The 19,085-nt window shown below is 66.3% G+C and carries 13 protein-coding genes and 1 pseudogene; 8 read left to right on the forward strand and 6 right to left on the reverse strand.

Annotated elements, in window-relative coordinates; all coding sequences use genetic code 11:
• The first annotated feature begins 14 nt into the window (after nt 1–14).
• Both AADZ78_RS19335 and AADZ78_RS19340 read left to right on the forward strand, forming a co-directional pair.
• Nucleotides 15–1,313, forward strand: coding sequence for a nicotinate phosphoribosyltransferase (locus tag AADZ78_RS19335; protein ID WP_085251735.1), 1,299 nt, complete (start codon nt 15–17; stop codon nt 1,311–1,313).
• 13 nt (nt 1,314–1,326) lie between these two features.
• The gene (locus AADZ78_RS19340) at nt 1,327–3,324 is read left to right on the forward strand and encodes an ATP-dependent DNA helicase (RefSeq protein WP_085251736.1); all 1,998 of its coding nucleotides are present in this window, start codon (nt 1,327–1,329) and stop codon (nt 3,322–3,324) included.
• A gap of 48 nt (nt 3,325–3,372) precedes the next feature.
• Here AADZ78_RS19340 and AADZ78_RS19345 read toward each other — a convergent pair whose 3' ends face one another.
• Nucleotides 3,373–5,967, reverse strand: coding sequence for a glycosyltransferase family 1 protein (locus tag AADZ78_RS19345; protein ID WP_085251737.1), 2,595 nt, complete (start codon nt 5,965–5,967; stop codon nt 3,373–3,375).
• Between the two features lie 237 nt (nt 5,968–6,204).
• Here AADZ78_RS19345 and AADZ78_RS19350 point away from each other — a divergent pair, with 237 nt between their 5' ends.
• The 3 genes from AADZ78_RS19350 (at nt 6,205) to AADZ78_RS19360 (ending at nt 12,649) form a co-directional block, all read left to right on the forward strand.
• Nucleotides 6,205–8,292, forward strand: a complete 2,088-nt coding sequence (locus AADZ78_RS19350; RefSeq protein ID WP_139828866.1) for an alpha-1,4-glucan--maltose-1-phosphate maltosyltransferase — start codon at nt 6,205–6,207, stop codon at nt 8,290–8,292.
• Nucleotides 8,293–8,299: 7 nt separating this feature from the next.
• Nucleotides 8,300–10,507 carry a 1,4-alpha-glucan branching protein GlgB gene (gene glgB, locus AADZ78_RS19355; RefSeq protein ID WP_085251739.1) on the forward strand — a complete coding sequence of 736 codons (2,208 nt, stop codon included), beginning with the start codon at nt 8,300–8,302 and terminating at the stop codon, nt 10,505–10,507.
• A gap of 201 nt (nt 10,508–10,708) precedes the next feature.
• Nucleotides 10,709–12,649, forward strand: coding sequence for a PE family protein (locus AADZ78_RS19360; protein ID WP_204903360.1), 1,941 nt, complete (start codon nt 10,709–10,711; stop codon nt 12,647–12,649).
• A 39-nt stretch (nt 12,650–12,688) separates the two neighbouring features.
• Here the strand turns inward: AADZ78_RS19360 and AADZ78_RS19365 are convergent, their stop codons facing one another.
• Entirely contained in the window at nt 12,689–13,618 is a 930-nt protein-coding gene (locus AADZ78_RS19365) for a thioredoxin family protein (protein WP_085250483.1), read from the reverse strand.
• 158 nt (nt 13,619–13,776) lie between these two features.
• Nucleotides 13,777–14,958, reverse strand: coding sequence for an acetyl-CoA C-acetyltransferase (locus tag AADZ78_RS19370; RefSeq protein WP_085250482.1), 1,182 nt, complete (start codon nt 14,956–14,958; stop codon nt 13,777–13,779).
• A 77-nt stretch (nt 14,959–15,035) separates the two neighbouring features.
• On the opposite strand from AADZ78_RS19370, the gene mce reads away from it, so the two are divergent.
• Complete coding sequence (mce, locus tag AADZ78_RS19375; RefSeq protein ID WP_139828702.1) at nt 15,036–15,494, forward strand: methylmalonyl-CoA epimerase; 459 nt, start codon at nt 15,036–15,038, stop codon at nt 15,492–15,494.
• On the opposite strand, the gene AADZ78_RS19380 is transcribed toward mce, so the two are convergent.
• Both AADZ78_RS19380 and AADZ78_RS19385 read right to left on the reverse strand, forming a co-directional pair.
• Nucleotides 15,491–15,778, reverse strand: a complete 288-nt coding sequence (locus AADZ78_RS19380; RefSeq protein WP_085250480.1) for a hypothetical protein — start codon at nt 15,776–15,778, stop codon at nt 15,491–15,493. The genes mce and AADZ78_RS19380 overlap by 4 nt on opposite strands.
• 9 nt (nt 15,779–15,787) lie before the next feature.
• The gene (locus tag AADZ78_RS19385) at nt 15,788–16,399 is read right to left on the reverse strand and encodes a TetR/AcrR family transcriptional regulator (protein WP_169726294.1); all 612 of its coding nucleotides are present in this window, start codon (nt 16,397–16,399) and stop codon (nt 15,788–15,790) included.
• Between the two features lie 160 nt (nt 16,400–16,559).
• Between AADZ78_RS19385 and AADZ78_RS19390 the strand changes: the two genes are divergently transcribed.
• Both AADZ78_RS19390 and AADZ78_RS19395 read left to right on the forward strand, forming a co-directional pair.
• Complete coding sequence (locus tag AADZ78_RS19390; protein ID WP_239656174.1) at nt 16,560–18,356, forward strand: IS1634 family transposase; 1,797 nt, start codon at nt 16,560–16,562, stop codon at nt 18,354–18,356.
• A gap of 95 nt (nt 18,357–18,451) precedes the next feature.
• Nucleotides 18,452–18,949, forward strand: coding sequence for a nitroreductase/quinone reductase family protein (locus tag AADZ78_RS19395; protein WP_085252717.1), 498 nt, complete (start codon nt 18,452–18,454; stop codon nt 18,947–18,949).
• A gap of 25 nt (nt 18,950–18,974) precedes the next feature.
• Here the strand turns inward: AADZ78_RS19395 and AADZ78_RS19400 are convergent.
• Nucleotides 18,975–19,082 (reverse strand): annotated as a pseudogene (locus tag AADZ78_RS19400) (endonuclease); the annotation flags it as partial.
• Nucleotides 19,083–19,085 lie beyond the last annotated feature (3 nt).

Genomic DNA, 19,085 nt, shown 5'->3' on the forward strand with positions numbered 1-19,085 from the left:
GATAACGTTGCGCTGTGAACTTAGCGGGGCTGCTGACCGACAAGTACGAGTTGACGATGCTGGCGGCGGCGCTGCGCGATGGCACCGCCGATCGCCGGACCACGTTCGAGGTGTTCGCCCGGCGTCTTCCCGCGGGTCGCCGGTACGGGGTGGTCGCCGGAACCGGGCGACTGCTGGAAACCTTGCCGGAGTTCAGGTTCGACGATGAGGCGTGCGAGCTGCTGGCCCATTTCCTCGACCCCAACACGCTGCGCTACCTGCGCGATTTCCGCTTCGGCGGCGACATCGACGGCTACGCCGAGGGCGAGCTGTACTTCCCCGGCTCCCCCGTGCTGTCGGTACAAGGCAATTTCGCCGAATGCGTGCTGATCGAAACGCTGGTGCTGTCGATCCTCAACCACGACACCGCGATCGCGTCGGCGGCGGCACGCATGGTCAGCGCCGCCGGCGACCGCCCACTGATCGAGATGGGCTCGCGCCGGACCCACGAACGGGCCGCGGTCGCCGCGGCCCGCGCGGCCTATATCGCCGGCTTCGCTGCCTCATCCAACCTGGAAGCCCAGCGGCGGTACGGCGTGCCCGCGGAGGGCACCGCGGCGCACGCGTTCACCATGCTGCACAGCCAAGAAGACCGGGACGCAAAGATGGCCGAGCTGGCCGCGTTCCGTGCCCAGGTCAACGCCCTGGGGTCCGGCACCACGCTGCTGGTGGATACCTATGACGTGACGACCGGCGTGGCCAATGCCGTGGCGGCGGGCGGTGCGACGCTCGGCGCGGTGCGCATCGACTCGGGCGAACTCGGCGTCCTTGCCCGCCAGGTGCGTGACCAACTCGACCGGTTGGGCGCCACCCAGACCCGCATCGTGGTGTCGGGCGATCTCGACGAGTTCAGCATCGCCGCGCTGCGCGCCGAGCCCGTGGACGGTTACGGCGTGGGCACGTCGCTGGTCACTGGATCGGGCGCACCGACGGCGAACATGGTCTACAAGCTCGTCGAGGTGGATGGCATCCCGGTGCAAAAGCGCAGCAGCCACAAGGAGTCCCGCGGCGGCCGCAAGGAGGCGCTACGGCTGTCACGCCCGACCGGCACCATCACCGAGGAGATTGTTCATCCGGCGGGTCGCCCGCCAACCATCGACGAGCCGCGCCGAGTGTTGACCACGCCGCTCGTGCGGGGCGGTCGGGTGGTGGCCGATGCAAGCCTGGCTACGGCGCGAAAGCTTGTGGTGTCTGGATTGCACAGCTTGCCTTGGGAGGGGCTGAAATTGGCGCCCGGCGATCCGGCGATTCCGACGCAGACGATCCCGGCCTGAGCACAAGGAAGTCATCACGTCCGACGTTTCTGTGTCCGTGCCCGAGCTGTTGGCCATCGCCGTGGCCGCGCTCGGGGGCAGCGAACGCGCCGGCCAGCTGGAGATGGCGACCGCGGTAGCGGAGGCCTTCGAAACCGGCGAGCACCTGGTCGTCCAGGCCGGCACCGGCACCGGCAAATCACTTGCCTATCTGGTTCCCGCGGTTGTGCGTGCGATCGGCGACGACGGGCCGGTTGTGGTGTCGACAGCGACGATCGCGTTGCAGCGTCAACTTGTCGATCGAGATCTGCCTCGGCTGGCCGACTCACTCGCCGCCGCACTGCCTCGCCGGCCGCAGTTCGCGTTACTCAAAGGGCGACGAAATTATCTGTGCCTCAACAAGATTCATCAGGGCGGCGAGTCTGCCGAGGATGACGAGCGGCCGCAGGAGGAGCTCTTCAACCCGATGGCGGTCACGGCCCTGGGCCGCGATGTGCAACGTCTCACCGAGTGGGCGTCGACCACCGATACCGGTGATCGCGACGACCTCAAGCCCGGCGTGCCGGACCGATCGTGGTCCCAGGTCAGCGTGTCGGCGCGGGAATGCATGGGTGTGGCCCGCTGTCCGTTTGGCTCCGAGTGCTTCTCCGAACGAGCACGCGCCGCTGCCGCCCGCGCCGATGTTGTCGTCACCAACCACGCACTGCTTGCGATCAACGCTGTCGCGGATTCGGCGGTGCTGCCTGAACACACGCTGCTGGTCGTCGACGAAGCACACGAGTTGACCGACCGAGTGACCTCGGTTGCGACGGCGGAATTGACGTCGGCCGCCCTCGGCGTTGCGGCGCGGCGCATCACGCGGTTAGTGGACCCCGAACTGACCCAGCGGCTGGAGGCGGCGTCGGCCACCTTCGCCTCGGCGATCCACGACGGGACACCCGGTCGCATCGATCATCTCGACCAGGAGATGGCTGCGTATCTGGCCGCGCTGCGCGACGCTGCCGGCGCGGCACGCTCGGCGATCGACACGACCAGCGATGCGAAGGCGGCGTCAGCGCGCGCCGAAGCGGCTGCGGCACTGATCGAGATCTCCGATACCGCGTCGCGGATCCTGGAGTCGTTCGGCCCCGCCATCCCCGATCGCACCGACGTGGTTTGGCTGGACCACGAAGACAACCGCGGTTCGCCGCGCGCCGTGCTGCGTGTGGCTCCGCTGTCGGTGGCTGGGCTGCTGGCCGGTCAGGTGTTCTCCCGTTCCACGACGGTGTTGACGTCGGCCACGCTGACCGTCGGCGGGTCGTTCGACGCGATGGCCACCGCGTGGGGCCTGAGCGATGCCGATCATCGCTGGCGCGGGCTGGACGTCGGATCGCCGTTTCAGCACGCGAAGTCCGGAATCCTTTACGTGGCAGCCCATCTCCCGCCGCCCGGCCGTGACGGCACCGGCACGGCCGAGCAGTTGACCGAAATCGCCGAACTCATCGCCGCCGCCGGCGGGCGCACGCTGGGACTGTTCTCGTCGATGCGGGCGGCCCGGTCCGCCGCCGAAGCCATGCGCGAACGGCTCGCCACGCCGGTGTTGTGCCAGGGCGACGACAGCACCTCGGCGCTCGTCGAGCAGTTCGCCGACGACCCCGAGACCTCCCTGTTCGGGACTTTGTCGCTGTGGCAGGGCGTCGACGTGCCGGGTCCGTCGCTGTCGTTGGTGCTGATCGACCGCATCCCGTTCCCACGTCCGGACGACCCACTGCTGAGTGCCCGCCAGCGTGCGGTGGCAGCGCGTGGCGGCAACGGGTTCATGGATGTCGCGGCAAGCCACGCCGCTTTGTTGCTGGCGCAGGGATCAGGCCGGCTGCTGCGCCGCATCACCGACCGTGGCGTGGTGGCAGTGCTGGACTCGCGAATGGTCACCGCCCGATACGGCGGTTACCTGCGCGCCTCGCTACCGCCGTTTTGGCAGACCACCAACCCCACGCAGGTCCGCGGCGCACTGCAGCGGTTGGCTGCGGCCTCCCCGCGCGAGCAGACGTGAAAGCCCCCGAATCCCCGGGGAATCGGGGGCTTTCACGTCTGCTCGCGGTCAAGCCAGGGTGACCAGGCCAAGCTCGTTGCTGGCGGCCAGCATCGGATGACGGGGCAACACCCGCACCGTGTACCCCAGCGCGCCCGCCAGCGGCAACGGTGTCGTCGTCGAGAAGACCTGGTTGCCGCCTTCGGCGCCACCGGCATATGACATCTCGACGGTGACCGGATCCAGCAGCGCATCGCCGGCGTCCACCCTGCCCAGCACCGCCTGCACCGTCACTTCGTCAGGCGCCAGCCCGGCCAGCTGCACGGTCGCGGTCAGCGTCAGCTTCGATCCGAGCAGTGGCGTATCCGGCAGACCCGTGCTGTCGACATCAGTGATTTCGATCTTCGGCCAGGCTTCTTCCACGCGGCCGCGGTATGCGGCCAGCTCGCGGGCCGCACCGAACTCGCTTCCGTCAGCTTGTATCGCGATTGTCCGGCGCAACGACCGCGCCGCCGGCGTGTAGTAATGCTCGACGTAGTCGCGCACCATCCGCGAGGCCAGCACTTTCGGACCAAGCGTCTGCAAGGTGTGCCGCACCATTTCGATCCACCGCGGCGGCACACCATGCTCATCGCGCTCATAGAACTTTGGCGCCACGGCCTGCTCCAGCAGGTTATATAACGCGCTGGATTCCAGGTCGTCGCGACGGTCCTCGTCGGCTACGCCGACGGCAGACGGTATCTCCCAACCGTTTTCGCCGTCGTACCACTCGTCCCACCAGCCGTCGCGGATGGAAAGATTCAAACCACCATTGAGCGCGCTCTTCATGCCTGACGTACCGCAAGCCTCCAACGGCCGCAGCGGGTTGTTCAGCCAGACATCGCAGCCCCAATACAACAGCCGGGCCATCGACATGTCGTAGTTGGGCAAAAACGCGATGCGATGCCGCACCTCCGGCCGGTCGGCGAACCGCACCACCTGCTGGATCAACGCTTTCCCGCCGTCGTCGGCAGGGTGCGACTTCCCGGCGACAATCAGCTGGATGGGCCGCTCCGTATCCAGCAGCAGCTGTTCGAGCCGATCCGGATCGCGCAGCATCAGGGTCAGCCGCTTATACGTCGGAACCCGCCGGGCGAATCCCACGGTAAGCACATTGGGATCGAATGCCGTTGAAATCCAGCCTAATTCGGCCTCTGACGCGCCGCGTTCCAGCCACGATTGGCGCAGCCGCACCCGGACGTCCTCGACCAACAGCGCGCGCAGCTGCGAGCGGATCCACCACAGCTGTCCGGGGTCGACCTGCTGCAACCGCAGCCACACGGCGGGCTCGCTGAATGAATCCGATCCGGCCAGTTCGCGGCCCAGCTGTAGCCACTGGGGTGCGGCCCAGGAGCGCGCATGCACGCCGTTGGTGATCGACCCGATCGGCACCTCGTCGGGGTCGAAACCCGGCCACAGCTCGTTGAACATCGCCCGGCTCACCCGGCCATGCAGGAGCGAGACGCCGTTGGCCCGTTGCGCCAGCCGCAGGCCCATGTGGGCCATGTTGAACTTGGTCGGATCGTCCTCGGCGCCCAGCGCGAGCACCCGATCGGTCGGCACCCCCGGCAGCAATGTGGACACGCCATCGCCGAGGCTGTCATCGAAGTGGCGCCGCACCATGTCCAGCGGGAACCGGTCGATACCGGCGGGCACCGGGGTGTGGGTGGTGAACACGGTGCTGGATCGCACGACCGACAACGCGGTGTCGAAGTCCAATCCCGAATCGGTCACCAGCTCTCGGATGCGTTCTACCCCAAGGAATCCCGCGTGGCCCTCGTTCATGTGGAACACCTCGGGCGCCGGCAGCCCCTCGATGGCGGTGTACGCACGGATCGCCCGCACTCCGCCGATACCCGCAAGGATCTCCTGCTTTATGCGGTGTTCCTGATCGCCGCCGTACAAACGGTCGGTGACGCTGCGCAGTTCATGTTCGTTTTCCGGGACGTCGGAATCCAGCAGCAGCAATGGCACGCGACCAACCTGAGCAACCCAGATCCGCGCCCGCAGCTGCGCGGAATCCGGCATGGCCACCTCGACCAGCACCGGGTCACCTTGGGCATTGGTCAGCAGCCGCAGGGGCAGCCCCTGCGGGTCCAGCGATGGATACGTCTCATGCTGCCACCCCTCGGCGGTCAACGACTGACGAAAGTAGCCGGAGCGGTAATAGAGACCCACCGCAATCAGCGGCAAACCCAGGTCGGAGGCGGCCTTCAGATGGTCGCCGGCGAGAATCCCGAGGCCGCCGGAGTAGTTGGGCAACACCTCAGCAATGCCGAACTCCATCGAGAAGTAGGCGATCCCGGTTGGGCCGGCCGCCCCGTCGACCTGGTGCTGTTGGTACCACAGCGGACGGCTCAGGTAGTCGTTCAAATCGGCCGCCAGCGTATCGAGCCGGCGCAGAAACTCCTCATCGATGGCCAACTCGTCAAGCCGCGCGGGCTTCACCGCACCCAGCAGCGCCACCGGATCGTGGCAATTCGCCCACAACTTTGGGTCGATGGTCGCGAACAGGTCTTGCGTCGACTTCTCCCAGGACCACCGCAAGTTGGTCGACAGCTGGTCCAGCGCGGCAAGACGATCAGGTAGGTGAGCACGGACGGTAAACCGGCGGAGGGCTTTCACGCATCCTTACCTTACTGAGGATTCCGCCGCGCGCAGGGCCACCAGTCACCGTTCACCTCCCGGTGTGTGACCGGACACTAGGGTGGGTACGGCTAGGTGTTGGGACGCAAAGGTTGCTTCCCGACACAACCCAAGCAAAGGTTTCCCCACGAGAGGAAGTTTCCCGACGACAAGCATTCCGCGACGAAACACACCGCGGTTTTGCCGCCGAATCGGACGCACAGGAACGGAGTGGTGGTGCCCGGTCGCGTCGAGATCGATAATGTCCAGCCCGTCGTCTCGTGCGGCGCGTACCCCGCCAAAGCGGTGGTCGGCGAGGTAGTCCCGGTCAAAGCCTCGGTTTGGCGCGAAGGCCACGAGGCGGTGGCAGCCACCCTAGTAGTGCGCTATCTCGGGACGGACTACCCGCACGTTGCCGACGTACGCCGGCTCAAGGCCGTCCAGGCCCCCGAGGCCAGTCCGGTAGCCAGGCCGGCCCCATCGCAGCGCGTCAAACCGCTGCTGCTGCCAATGACCATGGGCGAGCAGCCGTACGTTTTCCACGGTCAGTTCACCCCCGACCACATCGGACTGTGGACTTTCCGGGTCGACGGCTGGGGTGACCCGATCCACACCTGGCGCCATGGACTGGTGGCCAAGCTGGACGCCGGCCAAGGCGAGACGGAGCTGTCCAACGACCTGTTGGTGGGCGCAGCGCTGTTTGAGCGCGCCGCGACCGGTGTGCCACGTCAGCAGCGCCAACCCTTGCTGCAGGCCGCAGCGGCGCTGCGGACTCCCGGGGATCCGCTCACCCGCACCGCGCTGGCCCTGACGTCGGAGATCGAAGAACTTCTGGGGAACTTTCCGTTGCGGGAGCTGGTGACCCGGGGCGAGCAGTTCGGGGTCTGGGTGGATCGGCCGTTGGCCCGCTTCGGCGCCTGGTACGAAATGTTTCCGCGCTCCACCGGGGGGTGGGACGCCGACGGCAACCCCGTGCACGGGACGTTTGCCACCGCCGCGGCGGCGCTCCCCCGTATCGCGGCGATGGGATTCGACGTTGTGTACCTGCCGCCGATCCATCCGATCGGCAAGGTGCACCGCAAGGGCCGCAACAACAACCCCACCGCCGCTCCCGGCGACGTCGGATCGCCCTGGGCGATCGGTAGCGCTGAAGGCGGCCACGACGCGGTTCACCCGAAGCTGGGCACCATCGACGACTTCGACGATTTCGTCGCCGCGGCGCGCGAGCTCGGCATGGAAGTGGCCCTGGACCTAGCGCTGCAATGCGCCCCGGATCATCCGTGGGCCCGCGCGCATCGCCAGTGGTTCACCGAATTGCCCGACGGCACCATCGCCTACGCGGAAAATCCGCCGAAGAAGTATCAGGACATCTATCCGCTCAACTTCGACAACGATCCGGCCGGGCTGTACGACGAAGTGCTGCGCGTGGTACGACATTGGATCGACCACGGCGTCAAGTTCTTTCGGGTCGACAACCCGCACACCAAGCCTCCCGATTTCTGGGCCTGGCTGATCTATCAGGTGAAGTCGGTCGACCCCGACGTGCTGTTCTTGTCCGAGGCGTTCACCCCGCCGGCCCGCCAGTACGGCCTGGCCAAACTGGGTTTCACCCAGTCGTACAGCTACTTCACCTGGCGCACGGCCAAGTGGGAGCTCACCGAGTTCGGCAACGACATCGCCGAGCTCGCCGACTACCGCCGGCCCAACCTGTTCGTCAATACCCCCGACATCCTGCACGCCGTCCTGCAACACCAGGGTCCGGGCATGTTTGCCATTCGCGCGGTGCTGGCGGCGACCATGGGTCCGGCCTGGGGGGTGTATTCCGGCTACGAGCTGTTCGAGCACCGCGCGGTGCGCGAGGGCAGTGAGGAATACCTCGATTCCGAGAAATACGAATTGCGTCCCCGCGACTTTGCGGGCGCCGTCGCCGAAGGCCGATCACTGGAACCGTTCATCGCCCGGCTCAACGAAATTCGCCGGCTGCACCCCGCACTGCAGCAGTTGCGCACCATTGCGTTCCATCACATCGACAACGACGCATTGCTGGCCTACAGCAAGTTCGATCCGACCACCGGCGACTGCATATTGGTGGTGGTGACGCTCAACGCATTCGGGCCCGAGGAGGCAACGCTGTGGTTAGACATGGCAGCTTTGGGTATGGAGCCCTACGAACGGTTTTGGGTGCGCGATGAGATTTCCGGCGAGGAATACCAATGGGGACAAGCCAATTACATTCGCATTGAGCCCGAGCGAGCAGTCGCCCACATCATCAACATGCCGCTGATACCGAACGAATCCCGAACCACGCTGCTCCGCAGGAGGTGAGGCCCCGATGAGCCGAACCGAGAGCCGAACCAACCACGTCACCGCGATGCACCTGGCGCCCGATCCAGCTGCGCTCGCCCGCTTGCTGACCGGCACACACCATAATCCGCACGACATCCTGGGCGCCCACGAGTACGGCGATCACACCGTGATTCGGGCGTTGCGCCCCCACGCGGTCAGCGTCGTCGCGCTCGTCGGTGCTGACCGGTTCCCCATGAAACACCTCGATTCCGGCCTATTCACGGTGGCGCTGCCGTTCGTCAACCTCATCGACTACCGGCTGCAGGTGACCTACGAGGGTTCCGATCCCTACACCGTCGCCGACGCCTACCGATTCCTACCGACCCTGGGCGAAGTCGACCTGCACCTGTTCGCCGAAGGCCGCCACGAACGACTTTGGGACGTCCTCGGTGCCCACCCTCGCTCGTTCACCACAGCCGACGGTGTCGTCGACGGGGTGTCATTTGCGGTGTGGGCGCCAAACGCCAAGGGCGTCAGCCTAATCGGTGAATTCAATGGGTGGACCGGCAACGACGCACCGATGCGGGTGCTGGGCTCTTCCGGGGTTTGGGAGTTGTTCTGGCCCGGCTTTCCCGCCGACGGTCTGTATAAGTTCCGGGTGCACGGCGGCGACGGTGTCGTCACCGAGCGAGCCGACCCGTTCGCGTTCGGCACCGAGGTGCCACCGCAGACCGCGTCCCGGGTGACGGTGAGCAGCTACAGCTGGGGTGACGCCGGCTGGATGGCGCAGCGTGCGCGACGGAATCCGGTGTTCGAGCCGATGAGCACCTATGAGGTCCATCTTGGCTCCTGGCGTCCTGGGCTCAGCTACCGCCAGCTTGCCTCCGAGCTCACAGATTACGTTGTGGCACATGGGTTTACCCATGTCGAACTGCTGCCTGTCGCCGAGCACCCATTCGCCGGATCCTGGGGATATCAGGTCACGTCCTACTACGCGCCGACATCACGCTTCGGCACACCCGACGATTTCCGGGCGTTGGTCGACGCCCTGCACCGCGCTGGTGTCGGTGTCATTGTGGATTGGGTGCCAGCGCACTTTCCCAAGGACGCCTGGGCGCTGGGACGATTTGACGGTACGCCGCTCTACGAGCATTCCGATCCGAAACGCGGAGAGCAATTGGATTGGGGCACTTACGTATTCGATTTCGGTCGCCCAGAAGTGCGAAACTTCCTGGTGGCCAACGCGTTGTACTGGCTGCAAGAGTTCCATGTCGACGGCCTGCGCGTGGACGCGGTGGCATCGATGCTCTACCTGGACTACTCGCGCCCGGAGGGGGGCTGGACCCCGAACATCTATGGCGGCCGGGAAAACCTGGAAGCGGTGCAGTTCCTGCAGGAGATGAACGCCACGGCGCACCGGGTTGCGCCGGGCGTCGTCACCATCGCCGAGGAGTCGACGTCTTGGCCTGGCGTGACCCGACCGACCAATCTTGGCGGCCTTGGCTTTTCGATGAAATGGAACATGGGGTGGATGCACGACACGCTGGATTACATCAGCCGTGATCCGGTGTACCGCAGCTACCACCACCACGAGATGACGTTCTCGATGCTCTATGCGTTCAGCGAGAATTACGTGCTGCCGCTCAGCCACGACGAGGTGGTCCACGGCAAGGGCACGCTCTGGAGTCGAATGCCGGGCAACAATCACGCCAAAGCCGCCGGGCTGCGTAGCTTGCTGGCCTACCAATGGGCCCATCCAGGCAAGCAATTGCTGTTCATGGGCCAGGAATTCGGGCAGCGCGCCGAATGGTCGGAGCAGCGCGGTCTGGACTGGTTCCAACTCGACGAAAACGGTTTCTCCAACGGCATTCTGCGCCTCGTGCGCGACATCAACGACATTTACCGCAGCCGCCCGGCGCTGTGGAGTCAAGACACCAGCCCCGAAGGCTATTCGTGGATCGATGCCAACGACTCGGCCAACAATGTCTTGAGCTTCCTGCGCTACGGCGCTGACGGCTCAGTCATGGCTTGCGTGTTCAATTTCGCAGGGTTGGAACACAGCGGCTACCAGCTCGGCCTACCGTGTGCCGGCCGCTGGCGTGAGGTGCTCAACACCGACGCGGCGGTGTACAACGGCTCCGGGATAGGCAATCTCGGTGGTGTTGACGCAACCGATGCCCCCTGGCACGGCCGCCCGGCATCGGCGGTGCTGGTGCTGCCGCCCATGTCGGCCCTGTGGTTGGAGCCTGAGTAGCGCGAGCAGACGTGAAAGCCCCCAAAACAGGCTTGTTTTGGGGGCTTTCACGTCTGCTCGCCGGAGATCAGTAGAGCGCGACTGGGCAAAATGCACAACGGTTGGGTGCAATTGTGGTCATTTTGTCGTCGAAAACTACTACTCAGCTCGATCGAATAATCGATACTGGCCCGCGATGAGCCTTGTCGGGAGGTATGTGGAATGTCGTTTTTGATCACGACCCCTGAGGTAGTGGCCACAGCGGCGACGGATTTGTCGAGCATCGGGTCGGCGATCGGCGCGGCAAACAGCGCCGCGGCGGCCTCCACCACCGAGGTCCTGGCCGCGGGTGCCGATGAGGTGTCGGCGGCCGTTGCGGCACTGTTTCGGCAGCACGGCCAGGCTTATCAGGCGCTCAGTGCCCAGGCGGCGACATTTCATGGCCAGTTCGTGCAGGCACTGACCGCGGGCGCCAACTCCTACGCCAGCGCGGAGGCCGCCGCGGCGTCGCCGCTGGAGGCATTGCTCAACCTGATCAATACTCCAACCCAGTTGCTGTTGGGGCGACCACTGATCGGCAACGGCGCCAACGGCGCTCCGGGGACGGGGCAAAACGGCGGGGCCGGCGGGTTGTTGTACGGCAACGGTGGAGCTGGAGGGTCCGGCGCCGTCGGCCAAGCCGGCGGCGCCGGTGGGGCAGCAGGGCTTTTCGGCGCCGGCGGCGCCGGCGGCGCCGGCGGCGATGCCCCTGCCGGCACCGGCGGCGCTGGCGGTGCCGGCGGCAGCGGCGGGCTTCTGTGGGGCGCGGGCGGAACCGGTGGGGCCGGCGGTAACGGCTTCACCGGCAACGGCGGAGTCGGCGGGGTTGGCGGCGCTTCTTTGCTGTTCGGGTCTGGAGGCGTCGGCGGCGCAGGCGGGGGCGGTAATACCGGCGGCGGGGCTGGCGGGGCCGGCGGTCGCAGCGGATTCTTAGAACTGTTCGGCACCGGCGGCGCCGGCGGCGTCGGCGGGTTCACCAGCGACAGCGGGTCCGGCGGGGCCGGCGGGGTTGGTGGGGCCGGCGGGCTGTTCAACAACGGCGGCGCCGGCGGAGCCGGCGGATTCGCTGTCGAAGATGCCATCGGCGGAGCGGGCGGAGCCGGCGGAGCCGGCGGCATTCTCTTCGGCAACGGTGGCGCTGGCGGCACCGGCGCCATGGGCAGCTCCGGCTCGGACGGCATGGCTGGCGGCGCTGGCGGGACCGGCGGGGCCGGCGGACTGTTCGGTTCGGGAGGCGCCGGCGGTGCCGGCGGCGACGGCGGGCTCAGCACCGACATCAGCGGTGTCGCCGGTGCCGGCGGTGCCGGCGGCGACGGCGGGGCCGGCGGGCTGTTCGGATCGGGAGGCTCCGGCGGGACCGGCGGGGCCGGCGGGAATAGCACCGGAGAAACCTCAACCGCCGGGATCGGCGGCGTCGGCGGCGCCGGCGGGGCCGGCGGGCTGTTCGGGCCCGGTGGCTCGGGCGGCACCGGCGGGGCCGGCGGGAACGCCGCCGGGAACGACTCGGCGGACGCCAATGGCGGGGCCGGCGGCGCCGGCGGCGCCGGCTTGCTGTTCAGCTCCGGCGGCTCGGGTGGAGCGGGCGGAAGTAGCGAGGCCATTGCGGGCGCCGGCGGCGCCGGCGGGGCCGGCGGACTGTTCGGCTCCGGCGGATCGGGTGGCACCGGCGGATCCGGTGTCGACAATGTCGCCGGCGGTGCCGGCGGAGCGGGCGGCAATGCCGGCATGTTGGCCGGCTCGGGCGGAGCCGGGGGCGCCGGCGGGTTTGGCAATACAGCCGGCGACGGCGGCGTCGGCGGCAATGCCGGCCTGCTCTACGGCGACGGCGGCACTGGCGGTGCCGGTGGGATCGCCATCGACGCCAACGGCGGGGCCGGCGGCCGCGGCGGCAACGCGGGGCTGATCGGCAGCGGCGGCACTGGCGGCGCCGGCGGCGCGACCTTCGGAGCGGGCAAGGCCGGTGGTGTTGGCGGCGTTGGCGGCAACGCCCAACTGATCGGCAACGGCGGTAACGGCGGCAACGGCGGCGCTAGCTTGGTACCCGGTGCCGGTGGAGCCGGCGGCGTCGGCGGTGCCGGCGGGTTCTTCGGCTTGTCTGGAATCGACGGGTTATCGGGTGGCTGACATGGCCTTGGAGCGCACGGCAACTGACTTGTTGGGCTTTTAGTAAAGCGCGTTGGCGAGGTTGCGCCGGCCCGCGATCACCTCGGGGTCCGCGGGGTCGAAGAGCTCGAACAGCTCGATCAGCCGGGTGCGCACTCTGGTGCGCTCGTCGCCAGATGTGCGGCGCACCAACGCAATCAGGCGTTCGAACGCCGCAGTGACATCCTGGTTGAGGATTTGCACGTCGGCTGCGGCCAACGCGGCTTCGAGGTCGTCCGGTGCGGCGTCGGCGATCACGACGGCATCAGGCCGCTGCGCAGTTGCGCGCGTGAGGAATTCGATCTGCCGGATGGCCGCCTTCGCTTCGACGCTGCCCGGATCCGCGTCCAATACCGCCTGATATGACTTCTGCGCGGCGTCGAAGTCTCCCGCCTCGAGTTCCCGTCTCGCCTGTGCGACGACTGGATCGACTTCGGTTGACTCCTCGGAACCCCTTGGGCCCTTGAGCTTTCCGGCCGTCGCCGAAACCAGGGAGTCCAGCCAGCGCCGTAGCTGATCGGCGGGCTGGGGCCCCTGGAAGCTCGACATCGGCTGTCCTGCAGCCAATGCCACCACGGTCGGAACCGCTTGGACGCCGAATATCTGGGCCACTCGAGGCGCAACGTCGACGTTGACCGACGCCAACCACCACTTGCCCTTGTCGGCTGTGGCCAGGCCGGTCAGCGTGTCAAGCAGGTCGACGCACACATCACTGCGCGGTGACCACAGCAAGACCACCACCGGCACCTCGTCGGACCGGACGATCACCTCGTCTTCAAAGTTGACCTCGGTGATGTCGGTGACACCAGGGCCACCCGCGCCGGCCCCTGCCGACGGCACCCGACCCGCTGCGTCAGCCGCCGCTGGGCTTGGTTGGGCTCGTTGCTTGAGGCCGGACAGGTCGACCGCACCAGCCATTGCAGGCCCGATCGGGGGTCGCGGACGCGTCACGGGATCCAGTCTGTCACGCCGCCTCGGTCCCGATTCACCCGGTCGCGCCGACCCGGATATTGCTGAAACGCGGCTTCCACGCGCCGCGCTGGGCAGCTATGACCAATCTCACACCAGCTTTCGCGGGCGGCGTTCCAGCAACGTCGCGGTAGGGCGCCTTAACCCGCCCGCAGGATCAGCGCATCGCCCTGGCCGCCGGCACCGCACAGCGCCGCCACCCCGTAGCCCGAGCCGCGGCGCGCCAGCTCCAGCGCTACATGCAAAGTAATTCGCGCTCCCGACATACCGATTGGATGCCCGACGGCGATCGCGCCCCCGTTGACGTTGACAATCTCGGGATTTACCCCAAGTTCCTTGGTCGAGGCGAGCGCCACCGCGGCGAACGCTTCATTGATCTCGATGACATCGAGCTGGTCGACCGAGATGCCCTCGCGGTGCAGTGCCTTCTTGATCGCGTTGGCCGGCTGCGATTGCAGGGTGGAATCCGGCCCTGCCACCACGCCGTGCGCACCGATCTCGGCCAGCCACGTCAGGCCCAGCTCCTGGGCTTTTTCCTTGTTCATCACCACAACCGCGGCCGCACCGTCGGAAATCTGCGACGCCGAGCCGGCGGTAATGGTGCCCTCCTTGCGAAACGCCGGCTTAAGCGCTGCCAGTGAGTCCGCGGTGGTGTTGGCGCGAATACCCTCGTCTTCGCTGAACTGCAGTGGATCACCCTTGCGCTGCGGGATATTCACCGTGACCACTTCGTCGGTGAACACGCCATCCTTCCATGCCGCGGCCGCTTTCTGGTGCGACCGCGCAGCGTATTCGTCCTGTTCCCGGCGGGTGAACATGTCGATATCGTTGCGTTGCTCCGTCAGAGCGCCCATCGGCTGGTCGGTGAACACATCGTGCAGGCCGTCATAGGCCATGTGGTCCAAGACCGTGACGTCTCCGTACTTGTAGCCCGACCGGCTATCCATCAACAGGTGGGGCGCCTTCGTCATGGACTCCTGCCCACCGGCCACCACGACATCGAACTCCCCGGCCCGAATGAGCTGGTCAGCAAGGGCGATGGCGTCGATGCCGGACAGACACATTTTGTTGATGGTCAGCGCCGGCACATCCCAGCCAATACCAGCGGCGACTGCCGCCTGGCGCGCAGGCATTTGGCCCGCTCCCGCGGTGAGCACCTGACCCATGATCACGTACTCGACCAAGGACGCCGGCACGTTCGCCTTCACCAGAGCGCCCTTAATCGCAATGGCGCCCAGATCGGTGGCGCTGAAATCCTTGAGCGAACCCATTAGCTTGCCTATCGGCGTCCGGGCTCCAGCAACGATCACCGACGTCGTCATGACTACCTCCTAGGGGCACTGGAATTCAGATCCGGGATACCGGAGAAGCAGATTCTTAGCCTTGAGGTTACCGTTGTGTGATGACGACTGATCAAGTTGACGCGCGTCACGTTCTGGCCACCGCTCTGGTGACCGGTCTGGATCATGTCGGCATCGCCGTCGCCGACCTCGATGCTGCGATTGAGTGGTATCACGACCACCTGGGCATGATCCTGGTGCACGAGGAAGTTAACGACGATCAGAAGATCCGCGAGGCGATGCTGGCGGTGCCAGGATCCACCGCGCAGATCCAGTTGATGGCACCTAGCGACGACTCGTCGACGATCGCCAAGTTTCTGGACAAGCGCGGACCGGGCATCCAACAGCTGGCATGCCGGGTCAGCGATCTCGACACCCTGTGCCAGCGATTGCGTAGCCAAGGCGTTCGGCTGGTCTATGAGGCCGCCCGCCGCGGAACCGCGAATTCACGGATCAACTTCATCCATCCGAAGGACGCCGGCGGAGTTCTGATCGAATTGGTCGAACCGGCGCGCTAGGACCACTTTCGGGTCGGACCGCGATTCGCGCGGTTGGCCCAGCACGGAGTATGCCAGTGCCGGCGGTCTTGAACCGCTCCCGGCAATTCTGCTGGCCAAACCACCACATGTGCAGTGCCAGAACGGATTTCGTGATCGCATCCCGGGCAGCGATAGGTCTTCACGGCGCGGGACGCGGCGACCGGACGGACTTCGTATTCATAGCCATCGGGTCCGGCTTCCACCCGACGCAGCGCCGGAAACACCGACTGTTGCCGGCGTGGCGGTTGGCGGCGCCGAGCCATCAGTCCACCTTAGTCGGCCTGCACGTCAACACAGGCTGCGAATACCAGCTCGACGACACCCTCGATGAAGTCGTCGTTCAGCGGCTCACCGGTGACCAGCAGCCGGAAGTAGAGTGGGGCGAGCAACGCTTCGATCACAGGTCGGGACGCTGCCCGCGCATCGATCTCGCCACGGGCCCTTGCCCGTTCGACGATGGTGCGGTCCAGCCGCAGCCGTTCGGTCCAAAATTGGCTGCTCGCGGCGGCCAATTCGGGATTGGCCGGCGACTCACCGGCGACGGCACGGACCACGGCGACGCCGGCGGGCGAGGTCTGGATCGCGACGGAGCGGCGGGCTAGCTCCATCAGGTCTCCGCGCAAGGAACCGGTGTCGGGAACGGCGACGGTTTGCTCCGCTTGGTGCAGCATGGCGTCGAGGACAAGCGCCACCTTGGTGCGCCAACGCCGGTAGATCGTGGTCTTGTGGACGCCGGCGCGCGTCGCGACGCCTTCCGGGCTGACGCCGGAGTAGCCGCTTTCGGCCAGTTCCTCGAGGGTTGCCGAGATCACCGCCGAACGGATGCGCGCACTACGCCCTCCGGGCCGCCGTGACGTGACGGGCAGTTCCGCTGGTGGCTGCACGGTGCTAATGTTAACGCAACATTTTGTTGCGTTAGTCCGAAGTTGCGATGGTTTTGACTGAGTATTGGTGGTCTGAACTGACAATATGGGCGTTGTTGTGTGCTCATATGTAGTCACGAATAGATGCGTGTCATTTCTATCAATGCAGCGGAATCCAGCTATGATTCTTGGTGTGCCACGCAATACCGGCAAAGCTCACGTAGTCAGAGTTAAGAAGACTCACGTGGATAAGCAAGGCCACGAGCGCGTCTATGAGTCTGTACTGTTGCGCCGCACCTACCGAGACGGGGCCAAGGTGCGCAACGAGACCGTGGCCAACCTGTCGATGCTGCCGCCGCAGGCCGTCGATGCGATCGAGGCGACGCTGAAGGGCCACACGCTGGTGCCGGCCGGCTCCGAGTTCAGCAAGTCCCGGTCGCTGCCACACGGGGACGTGGCGGCGGTGGCCGCGATGGCGCGCAAGCTCGAGCTGGCCGCAGTGCTGGGCCCGCCGTGCCGAGCCCGCGATATCGTGCTCGCGTTGATCATCTCGCGGGTGGTGCGGCCCAAGTCGAAGCTGTCCACCCTGTCGTGGTGGCCCAACACCACCCTCGGCGTCGATTTGGGGGTGGCCGAGGCCTCCACCGACGAGATCTACGCCGGGATGGACTGGCTGGCCGACCGACAGGATAGGATCGAAAAGAAGCTGGCGGCAAAGCATTTAAACGAGTCGGTGAACCCGGGCCGGATGGCGTTGTTCGACCTGACTTCCTCGTGGGTGACCGGCCGATGCTGCGAGCTGGCCGCGCGCGGCTACTCCCGCGACGGCAAGAAGGGCTGCGAGCAGATCGAATACGGGGTGCTCACCGACCCTGAGGGCCGCCCGGTCGCGGTGCGCGTGTTTTCCGGTGCCACCGCCGACCCGACCGCGTTCACCCAGATCGTGCAGGTGATCAAGGACAAGCTCGCCATCCAGCGGCTGGTGCTGGTCGGCGATCGCGGCATGATCACCACCGCCCGCATCGACGCGCTGCGCGAACTCAACGACAACCCCGACACCCCAACCGCCTTCGATTGGATCACCGCGCTACGCGCACCCGCGATCGCCAAACTCGCCCGCGACGACGGGCCGCTGCAGATGAGCCTGTTCGATACCCAGGACCTCGCCGAGATCACCCACCCCGACTACCCCGGTGAACGGCTGATCGCCTGCCGCAACCCCGCCCTGGCCGCCGAACGTGCCCGCAAACGCCACGACCTGCTGGCTGCCACCGAGAAGGAACTGGCCCACATCGCCCAACGCGTCACCAAAGCCACCCTGTCCGGCGCCGACAAGATCGGCATCGCAGTCGGCAAGGTCAGCGGAAAATTCAAGGTGGGCAAGCTCTTCCACCTCACGATCACCGACACCGAGTTCACCTACCACCGCGACCAGGCCGCCATCGACGCCCAAGCCGCCCTCGACGGCATCTACGTGCTGCGCACCAGCGTCAACACCAAGGTCCTCGACCCCGCCGCCGTGGTGGAGGGTTACAAAAACCTCGCCAACATCGAACGCGACTTTCGCATCATCAAGACCGACGACCTCGACCTACGCCCCATCCACCACCGCCTCGAGGACCGCGTCAAAGCCCACGTGCTGATCTGCATGCTGGCCTGCTACCTCATCTGGCACCTGCGCAAGGCCTGGGCGCCACTGACATTCACCGACGAAACACCGCCGCATCGGGACAACCCCGTCGCCCCCGCGCAGCGCTCCCCAGCCGCACACGCCAAAGCCTCCACCAAACACGACGCGGCTGGCAACCCGGTACGAAGCTTCCGCGACCTGCTCAATCACCTGGCCACCCTCACCCGCGACCGGATCCGCTACCACCAGACCAACATCGAAATCGACAAACTCACCGAGCCCACCCCCACCCAGCGCCGCGCCTTCGACCTCATTGACGCTCCGATCCCCCTCACCATCGCCGCGTAGCCAGAACCACCACCCACCCAAACCAGCCAATCCCCAGGTCAACCAGGGAATTCACCTAGTTCAACAACCTTAACTTCGGGTTAGTGAGGCACGTAATGAAGCGCTACCAGCAGGCCGGTGCGTTTCCGCGGTTGATCAGGCGGACGGCAGGGACACGTCCGATGGCGTGGCTCTACGGCCACATCCAGGAGCCGCTCGATCGCTTCGTCTGCCGACTCAGTTCGGGCCGGACGACACTGACCTCGTTGCTCGGCGACGTCGACACCACGATCCTCACCACGACCGGCGCAAAGAGCGGCTTGCCGCGAACGCACGTCGTGCTCGGGATGCCCGATGGCGAGCGAGTGATCGTTGTGGCGTCCAATTACGGTCGTGGTCGCCACCCAGCCTGGTATTACAACCTCATCGCCAACCCCCGCGCCTCCATCGAGATCGACGGTGTCACCCGCGACGTTGTGGCTCAACGACTGACTGGCGAGGAGCGGGAACGCTACTACCAAAGAAGCGTCGATATCTATCCAGGATTCGACCTTTACCGCCGTCGGGCAAACCGCGAAATCCAAGTGCTCGCACTCGATCCCGTGGAACTCTAACTCTGGATCGGTCGAGTCGTGCGAGTCAGAACAACCGGTACTCGTCGCTGCCCATCCCCCATATCTGGTCGTAATCCAGTGTCGCACAACGGATACCGCGGTCGGTGGTCAGGGTGCGGGAGAACGGCCGAATCGG

The organism is Mycobacterium riyadhense, from assembly GCF_963853645.1.
Lineage (GTDB): Bacteria > Actinomycetota > Actinomycetes > Mycobacteriales > Mycobacteriaceae > Mycobacterium > Mycobacterium riyadhense.

Excerpts from the sequence above, each read along its gene's own strand:
- glgB (WP_085251739.1), top strand. The coding sequence starts at position 8,300 with ATGAGCCGAACCGAGAGCCGAACCAACCACGTCACCGCGATGCACCTG.
- AADZ78_RS19360 (WP_204903360.1), top strand. The coding sequence starts at position 10,709 with ATGTCGTTTTTGATCACGACCCCTGAGGTAGTGGCCACAGCGGCGACG.
- AADZ78_RS19370 (WP_085250482.1), bottom strand. The coding sequence starts at position 14,958 with ATGACGACGTCGGTGATCGTTGCTGGAGCCCGGACGCCGATAGGCAAG.
- AADZ78_RS19380 (WP_085250480.1), bottom strand. The coding sequence starts at position 15,778 with ATGGCTCGGCGCCGCCAACCGCCACGCCGGCAACAGTCGGTGTTTCCG.
- AADZ78_RS19390 (WP_239656174.1), top strand. The coding sequence starts at position 16,560 with ATGATTCTTGGTGTGCCACGCAATACCGGCAAAGCTCACGTAGTCAGA.
- AADZ78_RS19395 (WP_085252717.1), top strand. The coding sequence starts at position 18,452 with ATGAAGCGCTACCAGCAGGCCGGTGCGTTTCCGCGGTTGATCAGGCGG.